This is a genomic window from Exiguobacterium sp. s35 (assembly GCF_018617535.1).
In the GTDB taxonomy this organism is placed as follows: domain Bacteria; phylum Bacillota; class Bacilli; order Exiguobacteriales; family Exiguobacteriaceae; genus Exiguobacterium; species Exiguobacterium aestuarii.
Genome location: NZ_JACSKI010000001.1, coordinates 1,616,160 through 1,628,933, shown reverse-complemented (window position 1 = coordinate 1,628,933; position 12,774 = coordinate 1,616,160). Strand labels below are relative to the sequence as shown.

Here is a 12,774-nt window from a genome sequence, read left to right as displayed (position 1 = left end):
TTCTAAAATCCGTGATATTGAATGCTCGCCATCCGGCAGTGCACATACTTCGAGATGGCAGAACGTTGATGGGTATGAAGTTGTAACACTTGTCGGATATAGTCCGGTAAAAATTCGTCGTACTTTACTTCGAGGATTGTCTTCGGATAATCGAGCACTTCTTCCGAGACCGGGTTTGGTTCGAACAGGTCGACACTGTTCGTGACGAAACTCAGTTCCTTGTCAAACGTGACCCGAACGTTGCCGAGGCTACCGACGTAGGCCTCACGTACGTAATCGACGATGACCCGAGGACGCATGATCGTACCTGTGAGATACGAGTAAAACTCATGATAGAGCGGCTCGGTCTTCTCGAGCAAGAAGTCATATTCCCAATCTAAAATCTGTTCATATTCCTCCCGGGTGATGGCGACGGACGACTTCAAGATATATTCGCCTTGGCGACTCTTCTTCTCGAGTCGAATGACGGCATCCGAATAGTTATACGTCCGAATCCGAAACTTTTTCCGACGAAAGATGCCGCTGTTCTTTTGAATCAAATCGTGGTCGTAGACGTTGTCGAAGTAGAGACTCCGAATCAAGTAGCCCTCACGAGAGACGGAGTGCTCATCCTGCTGTAAAATCGTGGCGATGCGCTCGCGAAGCGTATGGTAGTCTTGCTCGTTGATAAAATATTTTAACTCATGTCGGAATCGTTTCATTCTGCTTCTCCTGGTATGACGATTTGTTGGATGCCCCAATGAAGCTTTCGGTCGTTGTCCCGATAATAGTCGAACGGGATTTGCGTGTTGCCCGACTCGTCCTTGACGGTGACACGCCAATAATAACGACCTGGCGCGAGCGCCGGAACAGTGTAGGAGAACGTCGTCAGATTCGCTTGCTCTTTCAGTACTGTCGTGAAGTCGGGCGAGGTGCTCAATTCGAAGTGATACGTCAGCTCCTCGTTCTGAAGGTCATATGACGCATCCCAGCGGAACACATCTTGTTTGCCGTCTCGACTGTACTGGAGGAAAATCGGCATCGGATGTTCGAGCGACCGATCAAAGTCTGTCGCGTATTTCGTCGTGATGTCTTCTAATCTCCGATAATTCGCTTCATAGGAATCGGCTTCGATTTTCAAAAAACGTAAATCGGGTTCACTTGTCACGAGTGGCGAGACGACCGGATAAAATCCATCGATCAGTTGTTTCGTTCGAGTCGGATTGATCAATTCTTGAAGTTCCGTCATCTTCGCCTGGAGCGACTTGACGTTTTCAGGATCTTTCAAATAACGACGATGGAGAAGCGTTCCCCAGTAACGCTGAATCCCTTGTTGCCAACTTGGCATAGCATCGGTACGTTCCGTATCGCGTCCGAGCGCCTTGTCGAAGTCCCATGGCATGAAATACCACTTCTCCGAGTTGAGCGGGCTATACAGGTAATAGTTCGTCGACATCGTGTCGTAGTTCCCGAACAAGATGTTCGTCCCGAGCCAGGTCAGATAATTGTCTTCATCAAAGTATTTGTCGAACACTTGATCAAACGGTTTCGACAAGTCGTTCAAGTCGTCGAGCATCGTCAACAGTTCGTCATGATTGTCAGACCCGTTGATTTTCAACACCGACTCGAACGCCTTCTTATCATAGTTCGGGTCGTCTGTCGGCAAGAGTTTGTCGGGGTAACGGAAGAACTCGAAGTTCTCGGCTTTATACAAATGACCGTCGGGGTTGAGCCCACGGGCGGCGAGCGCTTCTTCGTTCAATTGCTCGACGTGGGTATAGAGCCCGTAATCTTCGAACGTATCGGCTTTCTCGGGGTTCGTCATATCCCGGACGTGTAGCTGTACGAAGTTTGTTCGTAAGCTGGAGATATTGTCTAACTGTTCATAATACGCAAACGCGAGTCGGTTTCGGACACGGGTCCGGTCATCGGCATGTTTGTTCAAATTGAGGACGCTTTGACCGTACCAAAGTCCCGCGTTGTCTTGGAGGCGAATCTTATAAGATTTTTGTGGTTCGAGTCGACTCGAGCGGCCTCGTAGTTGAATCGTCGCATTCATTTCCTGCTCATCGAATAGTTGAATGCCGTCCGGTCCTTTTGCGTCCCCGGTCTCGAAATGGACATATAGCTTCGGACCGCTCTCGAGGTTGCTGTATTGCTTGTACGATTCATTCAGGTCGTACAAGGTCAAATCGTTCTCCGGAACGGTACGTTGATCGAAGATGGTGACATACACATGTTCGAGCTTGTTCCCGTCATGCTTGTCATAGACGCGCTTATCTTCTTTGAACGTCGAATCGAGCGATGCGACCTCGTTCGTCGCCTCTGCTTCGGTCGGTGTCGCGCTAGATTCAGGTGCTTTTAACCAGGCTTGTATTCCTAACAAGAGGAAGAAGAGAAGGATGAGACCAATCATCACTCTCGGGTAAGGCAAACGCTTCATACATGAAAACTCCTTCTAAGACAGACTTCCGATGCGACGTAAGAACATCTCTGTTTTTGTCGTCACTTCTTGATAGACGATCGGCTGCGAGCAGAACGTCGTATAGTCGATATCGTTCAAGCTTCGGATGAGTAACCGTACTCCCCACACGAAGGCGAGGATGGCGGAGAGGAACATGCCGACGCCATATAAATCGAACAACAGGACGAGGGCGAGCGTCACAAGGAAGCTCGTGACCGCATAAAATCCAGTCAGTTGAATGGCAGCACGACGCTCGTCGAAATACAGTAAAATCAAGAAAATCGTGATGACGAGACTCAAGAACCAGCTACCAAGCACGACGATGATAAAGATGTCGATTTGGTTTTGCGTCATGCCGAGGAATGGCAATAGACGGACACCTAGGAACAAGAAGATGAACGTGACGAGCATCTGGACTTGGGCCATGAACAAGAGCTCTGAGCCGAGGACACGGAACATCTCACGCTTGGCGGTTTGGATGTCTTGGAACGGATAGCCGTTCAAAATCCGCCCATAATATTTTTTATATGACGTATAAAACGTCGTCTCGAGCGTCACCATAAACAAGACAAGGGATGGGAGGACGCTCAAGTAGGCGTAAAAGACCGGCGTGTCGTAGTATGGTGCCATCAAGTACGTCTCTCCGACGACGATGGCCCGGTCACTGAACCAAGTGGCGAGGTTATGGCCATACAAACCGAAGTAGTAGGCCGTTCCAATCAAGAAGAGAAGTGGATACTTCTCGAGATACACTAAAAAGTAAAAATAGTTGCGGTTATTGACTTGGAAATAATGATGGATGTCACGGAACAATCGGATCAAAATGACGAAGAAGCCGATATTTAGTCCGATGAACACGGACGTTGCCGTCGGGTGACCGAGCGGGGACGTCAACAACCAAATGAAGAACGCCGCGACCAACGTCCCGAGGACATAACTCGTGACGATTTTTTTATAGTCTTTCAAGGCGGACACGTACATCGACAAAATCCAGATGACGGACAGCTGTGTGAAGTACAAATACGTCACGAGTTTGTAGCTGAACGGAAGGGGAGACCTCATATAAAACAACACGGAAATCATCAGACCGATTACGACAATCAAACTGATGAGTCCGTATAGCGAGGACAACACGTTCTCTTCCTTCTCTAAAAATGTCTGGTCCGCTACGAACCGTGAGATCGTAAATAAAAATCCACCCGTCAACAGTTGCGAGAAGATGAACGTATACTGGACTGCCGCCATATAGATGTTCACTTCGTTCGCGCCGACGTTCAAGTAGAGCAACCATTCACGCGATGCGGTGATCAGCAGGATGGAGAGGAACATCGGACCGACTGCCGTGATGGCCGAATAGCCGTACGCACGGAGTTGTCCGAAAAATCCTGATTTGTCATACAGTCGCTTCAGTTGAAATCCGATTCCGGCCATGACGTTCTCCTTTCTCATAATAGGTACGATACGCATCAATCATCATCGGTAACGTGTAGAGATTCGTGACGCGCGCCCGTCCGCTCTGTCCATAAGTCTGGCGTATGTCAGGCTGTTCGACCAGCTTGATGATCTCATGCGCCAATAGATGAAAGTGCATGACCGGGACGACGCTGCCGGCTTTTCCGTAGCGGTCGTTTGGACCTTCTAACAGTTCACGGCAAGCCCCGACGTCGGTCGAGACGAACGGGATTTCCATCGCCAGCCCTTCAAGAATGACGAGCGGTTGTCCCTCACTGATGCTCGAGAGGACGAGGATGTCTAAAAAGGACAGGTAGTCTTGGACGTTCGCTGGACCTGTGAAATGAACGTGCTGAAGTCCGAGCATCTCGATGAGTTCGAGACATTCCTCATAATACTCCTCGTCTTCATCTAACGGTCCGATGAGATAAAACTGCGCTTCCGCGAACTTCTCTTGGACGATGGCGAACGCTTGTAACATCGTCTTGATATCTTTAATCGGAACGACCCGTAAGATGGCACCGATATGGACCCCAGGACGTGACGTGCGTTTCTCAGGGGAGAAGCGAGTCACGTCGATGCCGTTCGGGACGAGGAACGTCTTCTCCGGCGGGCACCCAAGCTCCAGTTGAATCTCCTGGTTCCCTTCGAACAATGTGCTGACGTCATCGGCATAACCGTAAGCGCAGTAGGAAAGGCTATAGAAGTAATCAATCCATACGTCTTTAAAGTAACCTTTGATCCATGAGGCCTTGATGATCTCTTCTTCACGTTCTCGTGTATAAATCCCGTGCTCCGTTAAGAGTAGCGGTTTCCCATATTGATACTTTGCGAGGGCGCCGAGTACGCCCGCGTAACCGGTCGAGACGCTGTGATAGACGTCCGCTTCCGGTACTTTATGGTCGATACAGACGAACAGCGGCAACAGCATCGAGCGGAGCGCCCAAAACATATCAGTGAAGGGAACCTGGACGAACCGTTTCTCGCAAAGAGTGCTGACGATATCGAAGAAGTCTTTACTGCCAAGGAAGTTCATGACCGAATCGATGCGACCGCTCGTAAAGAACTGGAACAACACGTCCCAGTCCGTCTGGCGATCCGACATGAGGGACAAAAAGGCGAGCCGTTCCGCATCGGTCAAGTCATATCGTTTTCCGCTGACAATCTTTTGGTCCACGTAATCGCCGAGATGAATCTCGTGCAGTTCGACCAAGTTTTCAGGAATGGAATATTTCGGTTTACTCCCTTTCACTTCTTTTGCCGAGATGGAGTAGACGATGAACTCATGCTCGGGCATCTCGGTGATGAGCGACTGAATCCAACTCGATACACCACCCGTCACGTGAGGGTATGCGCCTTCTGAAATCAAGCAAATTTTCATCATTTCGCCTCCAATCGGATTGAGAAGGATAATGCTTCGGTTTTGACGAGATATAAGTTAGGACCGATTCGTTCGACTTCGCACTGGTCCACATCTGTTACTTTTCGTGGGGATTGAAGATAAAAGTATGTCTCACCAGCCGCTTCGTCCAATGTGTACGTGTACAGGTCTTCTGATTGTCGGACATATACGTGTCCATTGAAAAAGTGATGGTTTTGAGCGACGTCTGATACTTTCATCGAGCGGAGCCAAGGAACGTCATGACCTTGTTCATCTAACACAGATTGGAAAGCCGTAATCAACGCTTCGCCTTCTGCTTGTGCAGTGATCGTTTGAGGGGACAGCGTCATGGACACACTCCCACTTGTCACGAGCTCATTGAAGTGTGCCCAAGACGTCCAGTCCGGGTCCGACAACTCAAGTGGCGTAGAGGGCAGCTTGATGATCGCATCCTCTTTGATCGGGAGACTAGCCGCCCCAATCTCTGTCGTGGCATGATCAAACACTTGGCGGACGAGTTCTCCATCTGTCTGATAAGACGACTTGATGTTGAGCCCCGGTAACGCATAGTCAACCTGTTGCTTTGTTGCGCGAATTTCTTCGAAAGAGGAACCTGAGACGGCGATTTCCCCGCCCGAACGTAGCGTCTCTCGTCCGTATAGCGCCAAATCTTCCGAGTAAGCAGAAGTTGCCGGTGTCGGATTTAAAGAGGGACTCGTCGTGGCGAGGACGTAGTTCAATCCGTATTTGGCGCCGAGGCGTTGTAAGTCAGCCCATAATACGTTCCGGAAATAGTCACGGTCCGTCATCGACTTTGTCACGAGCCGTTCGTTCGAAGCGAAGAATGGGAAACCTTGAAGCGTCGTGACTTCCACATTCAAAATAGGGCGCAGCAATGGTTTTCCTTGCGTGAGACCGACAAATAGGAGTGCCTGTTGGTTGAACTCGGAGAGCATCGTGCCATTGAATACGATGAAGCGGCCTGCCCCGTAATCTTTTGACCACAGTAACGGGATGTCTTGTGACGATGTCGCGAGTAAGTTGGCATCTGGGTCAATCCGTAACGCAAGTGACGAGTTCAACAGACGATCCGAGTCGAATGATTTTGCCACATCTTCTTCAAAATAAGAGGTAGTCAATCGGACACCGGTCGTCTCGACGAACGACCCGATTTCGATGACACCGATTTGGCGATACATCTCCATCAACCGATCACTTGGCGAAGGACGTGTCGCAAACAAGACGGTGCCGCCATTTTCGACGTAATCCAGGAGAATGTCCCGATCTTTCAAGCGATCGAGATGTTCTGTCGCGACGATGACCGTCTCCTCATCCTTCAATGACGTCAGGTGTTCGATGTTCATGACAGAGCTTTCCTTCCCAATCGCACGAAAGCGCTCCTGCAGACGCGTCGCGAGTAGTCCATCCCCTTTACTATCTAAAATCAAATAGGAGTCAATCGCTCCGTCTGTTTGCGAGACGGTTTGCGACTGGATGGATGTCGGGTGACTCTCCGCGAACAATGGAATCTTCAAGACGACATCTGAGCGAATCAGAATGAAAGCAAAACCGAAGAGGGCGATGAAGCCCCCAATCAAATAAATCCCTCTTTGCATCGTAAATGTATGTTTCATAAAAATCCCCTATATCCAAAACCGTAGTTGTTGAAGCCCCTCTGGTGAGAGACGAATGTCCGAGGCGCGGAGCGCATCAACAAGATGATGTACTTGTGTGACGTTCTTCATCGCATAATGTACATGCATCGCCTCGAAATAAGCCTGTTCACGACGTGGGTGTTGAGCTAAAAAGAGTTCACTCGCAGAGAGTGCCTGTTCATATTCGCCGAGAGATAGAGCGATTTGGATTCGCTCGATATGGTACTCGGGGTCAATCGTTCCGCCAAGTTCGATGAAAGCGGTCAATGCATGTAGATACGAATACGTATATTTCAACTGCGTATGGCGATCTAAAAATTCCATATCAATCATTTGTTTCAAAATCGTTAAGTACCGAATCATGACGTCTAGGTCATTTGGACGCTCTGTCAACTCACGTTCGATATGACGAAGCTGTTTGGCCAACAGTGACTTCGCTTGCTGTAGAGCGGTTGCCGCATAGTGGGACGTCTCGTTATCCTCACTCTTCAACGCTGCGGCGAGAAGCGGGGCTTGTTGAAGGAAGTCATTTTTCAATACGTTCATCAACGTCTTTCGCTTCACTTGGTTGGAGTTGAGGATGAGCGCATCCTGTAGCGAAATCATATTCGTCTCGTTCAACAGATCCGGTCGTTGAAGCGACACATCCTCGTAAGTTTCCTTTCGAAGTAACCACTCTGGCAGTTCGGCATCTTTATGCTTGGAGCGCTGTAAGTAATAGAGAATGCCCCAACTAAAAAACGGGATGGCCAGTAACAGCAAAAAACTAGGGAGGACATCTTCACGCCGCTTCACAAAAAAGAAAAACAGGACGAGTAACGCGATCCCATAATGAAGATATAAGAGATTACTCCACATAGGTGACATCCTCCACGACTTCGGCACGAATTGCCTTACGGGCGAGGCGGTCGATGACGATTTGCGACTCTTCTTTCGTCGCATTCGATAAGATGGCGTACAATCGTCCATCTGTTCGGAATCCTAAATAGTCAGTTGTCCGTAACGTCGTTTCCGTGCTCTGAATGATGGAGTCATCATGGTCTTCTTCGATGAGCACGAGACTATACGGAATGTTTAGCTCTTGTTGTGCCTGTTCTTTTTGGATGAGGATTCGTTCAAAGTACTCTTGTTTCAATGCGTTTGTATTCCCGACATACCGATCAAACTGAATCGCATTAATATATCCAAGCGAACGGTCGAGTGAGGAGTTGATCAGTCGTACCATGACGTCAATCAAGTTGCGATACGAGAGGGTCAAGTTATGGAACGGCACTTCATAGCATAAGATGACGGCCATCACTTCTCCTTGACGAATCAAAGGTGCGCCGAATAGCGGTTCACCAGGAGTGAGCGAGGTGTTGAAGACGATCTCGGATGAGGCGACGACTTCGTGAATCACTGTCTGTTCTTCGATTTGCAAAGAGTTCCGTGGTGTAAACGTCGAGTCAGACGACTTTGCCGCAAGGCGGGCGAACGAAGACTGGTTGATCATGTAAATCGCAAATTGATTCGCTTTTAACGTTTTCTCTAAAACGGAGATCGAACCGACGAACAGTCCTTCCGGCTCCAAGCTGTCGAGGGCGCGCGTCGCTTCATACACGCTTCCGATGCTTTCTTCTGAATGAAGAATCTGTTGTTGCAACTGGTTTTTAATGGTGAGCGTTTCCTCATACACATCGTTCAAGAATGTGTGGCGTTCGGTCGTCGCGGCCAGCTCATCTTTTAAAAATTGAATTTCAATCTTTCGGCGTTCCATCACATAGCTGACGACGAGACCAATCAATAAATACATCGTGAACGTTGCCAAAATGGAGTTGTCGACAAAGAGAGACAAGATGTTCCGACCAATCGATGCACTCTCGTAGAGGTGGACCCCGACAGCGAGAAGGGAAGCGATAAGGGCTTGGGACTTACCGAACAATAGTGCTGCCAAGAGTACATAAATGAACCAATAATCCGGAGTATCCACAATCGGCGTCAACAGAAGGGAGCCGATGAAGAACAGGAGGAACAGTGTTAGATTTTCAAGCGTTCGTAGAACCGGATGGCTGAGTGCATGTTTGAATCGACGTTCTTTCGGAATCGTCTGGGGCGATGGGGATGCGGGTTGATGTGCATAATAACTTTTCGTTACATGTAATCCCTCTTCTAACCCGTATCGAGGTACCCAGTCCAAATCTGTCTTCAATTTTCGGTTGTCGAGGATGCCTTGCTGGTTCGGTACATGTTGATTCGCAACCGGTGGCTCGACACCTAAATGTGCGCAGAGTGTGTCAATCGAGGTCGATTCACCGGAAGACAGGTGATACAGTCCCGATAGTTCACTGATCACGCCTCGATATACGGCTTCCACCACATCACCGATAAAAATCAGGTCAGCATGATGTGATGAGGGGAGACGGAGAGTCTCAGTACCGGTCATCGACATGAGGTCATGGATCCATCGACTCTCGGAACTGATGTGTTGCTTCGGCCCATACACGGACGACAAACGGAAAATCAATGTAGAGAGTGCAGAATGATTGCCCCAATGCAAAGCGTACTCTTCACTATGTCGTTGATTTAATGCAGAAGGCGAACGTGGGATGGGAGAGGCCGTCTCCGGTATGACCGTTTCTGCCTCAAACGCAAATCCATCACGTGTTGAAAAGAAGACAAACTGTTTGACTCCGTATTTTTCAGATAGGGACAATAGGTTGAATAGACCACTTGTAGACAGGTGGGGATGATCATTGGTCGCACTGTTCGCGCAATGGATGACGACGTCGAATGCATATGTTTTAAAAAACGTTTCGCACTTTCGATCGGCGACGTCTGCCACTAAATGACGATGTTTGAAGTCGACCGTATCTTTAGAGCCAGAAGTCAAGTTGTCGAGTATATGTATACGGTGCCCTTCTTTGAAGAACCGTTCGGCAATCGAACTGCCTAAAAACCCATAGCCTCCCGTAATGAGAATGTTCATCGGCTATCTCCTTTGTGAAATAATTTTATGAGAAAAATAAAAATGTGTATGAAATATTATAATATAAGGGTAATTTGATTTACCTAAATTCAAACGACTTTTCCTGATATTTTGTCGATTTTAGTCGAAAATTTTATGTTTCATAATAAATACGACGAAATGTGACAAAACATATATGTAGAAAATAAAAAAGTTCCAGTCGATTGATGAACGACTGGAACTTTTTTCTATAAATATTTCTCTCGAACTTCCCGTCTACGTGTCACTTTAGCGGGTGTGCCGTAAGCGATGGCTTGGCTCGGTAGATTGGAGACAACGGTGGCGCCGGCGCCGACGACGGTATCGGATCCGATATGAATATTATGGATGACCGTCGCGCCCATCCCGACAAAAGTTCGTTCGCCGAGTCGAACGTTTCCGCCAAGATGAGCTCCTGGCGCAACAGAAGAAAACGGGGCGAGGTGACAGTCGTGGTCGACAGAAGACATCGTGTTGACGACGCTGTGTGCCTCGAGTCGCGTGTTCGGATTGACGACGCTTCCCGCCATCACGGCGACACCTGGACCGATGGTTACATTTTTGCCGATGATGGCGCTCGGATGAATGGCAGAGATGAATTCAAAGTCTGGCATTTGTTCTCGTATGCGATGTTCAATCAGTGCGCGTTGATCATTGTCCCCAATTCCGATGATTCCTTTTCGGATAGCCACATTTGAACTGATTTTTCCGAGAATCGGGTAACCGAGAATGAATTTACCGATTAAATTTGGACTATCGTCATAAATGCCTGCAATCCGATAAAGTCCTGTCAGCTCCAATATATCAATCAATACTTGCGCGTGACCACCTGCACCAAAAATCACAATCCATTCCATTTTGGAAGTCACCCCTTTTGCCGAAAAATGTCGAAATGATTTGTCTGTAATGACACTATTGCCGATTCTCTTGATTTCAAACAAAACCGAAAGGAACTGACGAGCATGAATTTGGAATGCCATTTGAGAAAACAGATATCGTTGCAAAAAGATGCTATTCTTTTCTGTTTCATTGTTTTTGACGATGGCTAATTTCAAATCGTAGTGATTCTTATTAAAGGGGGTTAGGATGATGTCTTTGGCGTTCATGTATATTACGAATCAACCGGAAGTTGCACGTTTGGCTGAACAAAATGGGGTCGATTTCATCTTTGTCGATTTAGAATTAAACGGGAAAGAGGAACGACAGGGACATCTCGACACGGTCATTTCCAGACATTCGATGCACGATGTCAGTCGCATCCGTTCCGTCTTGAAACACGCCATGCTACTCGTCCGCATCAATCCGATCCATGCCGGATCACGTTTTGAAATTAACGAAGCGGTTTTTCGTGGCGCAGACATGTTGATGTTGCCGTATTATAAAACGGTTGATGAAGTGGCGACATTTATCGAAATGGTCGATGGTCGCGTCAAAGTATGTCTCCTCTGTGAGACGAAAGAAGCGGTCGCGTGCATGCCAGACGTTTTACGTTTACGAGGAATCGATTCGATTCACATCGGACTGAACGATCTGCATTTGAGTTATGGTCAGGCATTTCTATTTGAACCGCTCACGAATGGACTCGTCGAAAAGATTGTCACGCAAATTCGTGAAGCTGGTATTCCGTATGGCTTCGGTGGGATCGCCCGGATTGGGGAGGGACGGGTTCCTGCCGAGCGAATCATTCCGGAACATGTTCGCCTCGGTTCTTCATGTGTCATTTTGTCTCGGAGCTTCTGTCATATCGGTCACGCGACAAAAGTATCTTCACAGCAGGCTCAAACATTCCAAGAAGGGGTATGGAGAATTAGGGCATATGAGCAGCAACTCGAATCGATGCCTGTTGAATGGTTTGAACAAAATCGTATGCGACTCGTCGAAGAAGTTCAAGCCATCACATCAGAAATACGCCAAGAGAAAGGAATGTTGTCATGAACGTATGGGTGACAGGGATGCGTCTATCCCTCGACCAACAAGCACAGCTTGAACAGTTGGGACACGTTGTCACAATTCTTCAAGAGGAGTCAGAGATTCGCGAGCGAGATGTGTCTGAAGTAGAAGTGCTCGTTTGTCAAAACGTGTTTGCTCACCGGGCGCTTGAAGATTTCCCTCAATTGAAGGTCGTCCAAGCGGTGAGCGCCGGTCTTGACCGTTTACCCGTTGAAGCATTAAAAGAGAAAGGCATTCGCATTTATAACGCCGGCGATACATACGCCGTTCCGATGGCGGAGTGGGTCGTCTGGCAATTGCTCGACTTTATGAAGCATGGCGCCGCGTTTCGCGAGAAGCAACAAAATCGACAATGGGAAAAAGAAAGACGATTACTCGAACTGACGGGTAAGACGGTCACACTGCTCGGGGTCGGCAACGTCAGTGAAGCGATCGCGAAACGGTTACGTGCGTTTGATATGCATCTGATTGGTGTCGGGCACCGTGAAAAAGACGTACCGTTTGTCGACCGCTACGTGTTATTGGACGAACTCCATGATGTGTTGAAAGAGAGCGATGTCGTCATTTTGGCGTTACCACTCAAAGATGAGACATATCATCTGATCGATCGGGATGCACTCGCGGCGATGAAAGAGGACGCCATCCTCATCAACGTGGCGCGCGGGGCAATCATTGACGAAGAGGCACTGGTCGAAACGCTCCAAGAAGGAAAATTCTTCGGCGTCGCGCTCGACGTATTCGAAACGGAGCCGATCCAGCCGAGTCATCCATTGTATGAGTTTGCCTGGGTAAGCCTCACACCACACAACTCGTACGTCTCGGATCAGGTGAATCACCGACTCTTCCAAAACGTGCTATCCAATCTGAAAAATGAACAACAATCCACGATTTAACGACGAACAGGCCGGCA

10 protein-coding genes are annotated in these 12,774 nt (G+C 48.4%); 2 read left to right on the top strand and 8 right to left on the bottom strand.

Annotated elements, in window-relative coordinates:
• Positions 1-2 precede the first annotated feature (2 nt).
• From KNO75_RS08305 to KNO75_RS08270, 8 genes are all read right to left on the bottom strand, one after another.
• A complete protein-coding gene (locus tag KNO75_RS08305; protein WP_214793292.1) occupies positions 3-701 on the bottom strand; it encodes a polyphosphate polymerase domain-containing protein in 699 nt (232 codons plus the stop codon).
• Positions 698-2,422, bottom strand: a complete 1,725-nt coding sequence (locus tag KNO75_RS08300) for a CotH kinase family protein (protein ID WP_214821004.1) — start codon at positions 2,420-2,422, stop codon at positions 698-700. Before KNO75_RS08300 ends, KNO75_RS08305 begins: the two co-directional genes overlap by 4 nt.
• Positions 2,423-2,437: 15 nt before the next feature.
• Positions 2,438-3,874: an exopolysaccharide Pel transporter PelG gene (gene pelG, locus KNO75_RS08295; RefSeq protein ID WP_214820994.1), complete on the bottom strand. Its 1,437-nt coding sequence runs from the start codon at positions 3,872-3,874 to the stop codon at positions 2,438-2,440.
• Positions 3,837-5,276, bottom strand: a complete 1,440-nt coding sequence (gene pelF, locus KNO75_RS08290) for a GT4 family glycosyltransferase PelF (RefSeq protein WP_214820993.1) — start codon at positions 5,274-5,276, stop codon at positions 3,837-3,839. Before pelF ends, pelG begins: the two co-directional genes overlap by 38 nt.
• Positions 5,276-6,910 (bottom strand): DUF2194 domain-containing protein, encoded by a 1,635-nt coding sequence (locus tag KNO75_RS08285; protein WP_214820990.1) that lies wholly within the window; start codon positions 6,908-6,910, stop codon positions 5,276-5,278. The genes pelF and KNO75_RS08285 overlap by 1 nt, the downstream gene beginning before the upstream one ends.
• A 9-nt stretch (positions 6,911-6,919) precedes the next feature.
• On the bottom strand, positions 6,920-7,789 hold the full coding sequence (locus KNO75_RS08280; protein ID WP_214793307.1) for a bacterial transcriptional activator domain-containing protein: 870 nt from the start codon (positions 7,787-7,789) through the stop codon (positions 6,920-6,922).
• Positions 7,779-9,896 (bottom strand): NAD-dependent epimerase/dehydratase family protein, encoded by a 2,118-nt coding sequence (locus KNO75_RS08275; RefSeq protein WP_214820988.1) that lies wholly within the window; start codon positions 9,894-9,896, stop codon positions 7,779-7,781. The genes KNO75_RS08280 and KNO75_RS08275 overlap by 11 nt, the downstream gene beginning before the upstream one ends.
• Positions 9,897-10,123: 227 nt before the next feature.
• Positions 10,124-10,771, bottom strand: a complete 648-nt coding sequence (locus KNO75_RS08270) for an acetyltransferase (protein WP_214793311.1) — start codon at positions 10,769-10,771, stop codon at positions 10,124-10,126.
• A 232-nt stretch (positions 10,772-11,003) separates the two neighbouring features.
• On the opposite strand from KNO75_RS08270, the gene KNO75_RS08265 reads away from it, so the two are divergent.
• Both KNO75_RS08265 and KNO75_RS08260 read left to right on the top strand, forming a co-directional pair.
• On the top strand, positions 11,004-11,849 hold the full coding sequence (locus KNO75_RS08265; protein WP_214820986.1) for an aldolase/citrate lyase family protein: 846 nt from the start codon (positions 11,004-11,006) through the stop codon (positions 11,847-11,849).
• On the top strand, positions 11,846-12,757 hold the full coding sequence (locus tag KNO75_RS08260) for an NAD(P)-dependent oxidoreductase (RefSeq protein ID WP_214820984.1): 912 nt from the start codon (positions 11,846-11,848) through the stop codon (positions 12,755-12,757). Before KNO75_RS08265 ends, KNO75_RS08260 begins: the two co-directional genes overlap by 4 nt.
• Positions 12,758-12,774: the final 17 nt, after the last annotated feature.

Bases quoted from the DNA above. Each gene is read 5' to 3' on its own strand.
- KNO75_RS08305 (WP_214793292.1), bottom strand. From the start codon at position 701: ATGAAACGATTCCGACATGAGTTAAAATATTTTATCAACGAGCAAGAC.
- KNO75_RS08300 (WP_214821004.1), bottom strand. From the start codon at position 2,422: ATGAAGCGTTTGCCTTACCCGAGAGTGATGATTGGTCTCATCCTTCTC.
- pelG (WP_214820994.1), bottom strand. From the start codon at position 3,874: ATGGCCGGAATCGGATTTCAACTGAAGCGACTGTATGACAAATCAGGA.
- pelF (WP_214820993.1), bottom strand. From the start codon at position 5,276: ATGAAAATTTGCTTGATTTCAGAAGGCGCATACCCTCACGTGACGGGT.
- KNO75_RS08285 (WP_214820990.1), bottom strand. From the start codon at position 6,910: ATGAAACATACATTTACGATGCAAAGAGGGATTTATTTGATTGGGGGC.
- KNO75_RS08280 (WP_214793307.1), bottom strand. From the start codon at position 7,789: ATGTGGAGTAATCTCTTATATCTTCATTATGGGATCGCGTTACTCGTC.
- KNO75_RS08275 (WP_214820988.1), bottom strand. From the start codon at position 9,896: ATGAACATTCTCATTACGGGAGGCTATGGGTTTTTAGGCAGTTCGATT.
- KNO75_RS08270 (WP_214793311.1), bottom strand. From the start codon at position 10,771: ATGGAATGGATTGTGATTTTTGGTGCAGGTGGTCACGCGCAAGTATTG.
- KNO75_RS08265 (WP_214820986.1), top strand. From the start codon at position 11,004: ATGTCTTTGGCGTTCATGTATATTACGAATCAACCGGAAGTTGCACGT.
- KNO75_RS08260 (WP_214820984.1), top strand. From the start codon at position 11,846: ATGAACGTATGGGTGACAGGGATGCGTCTATCCCTCGACCAACAAGCA.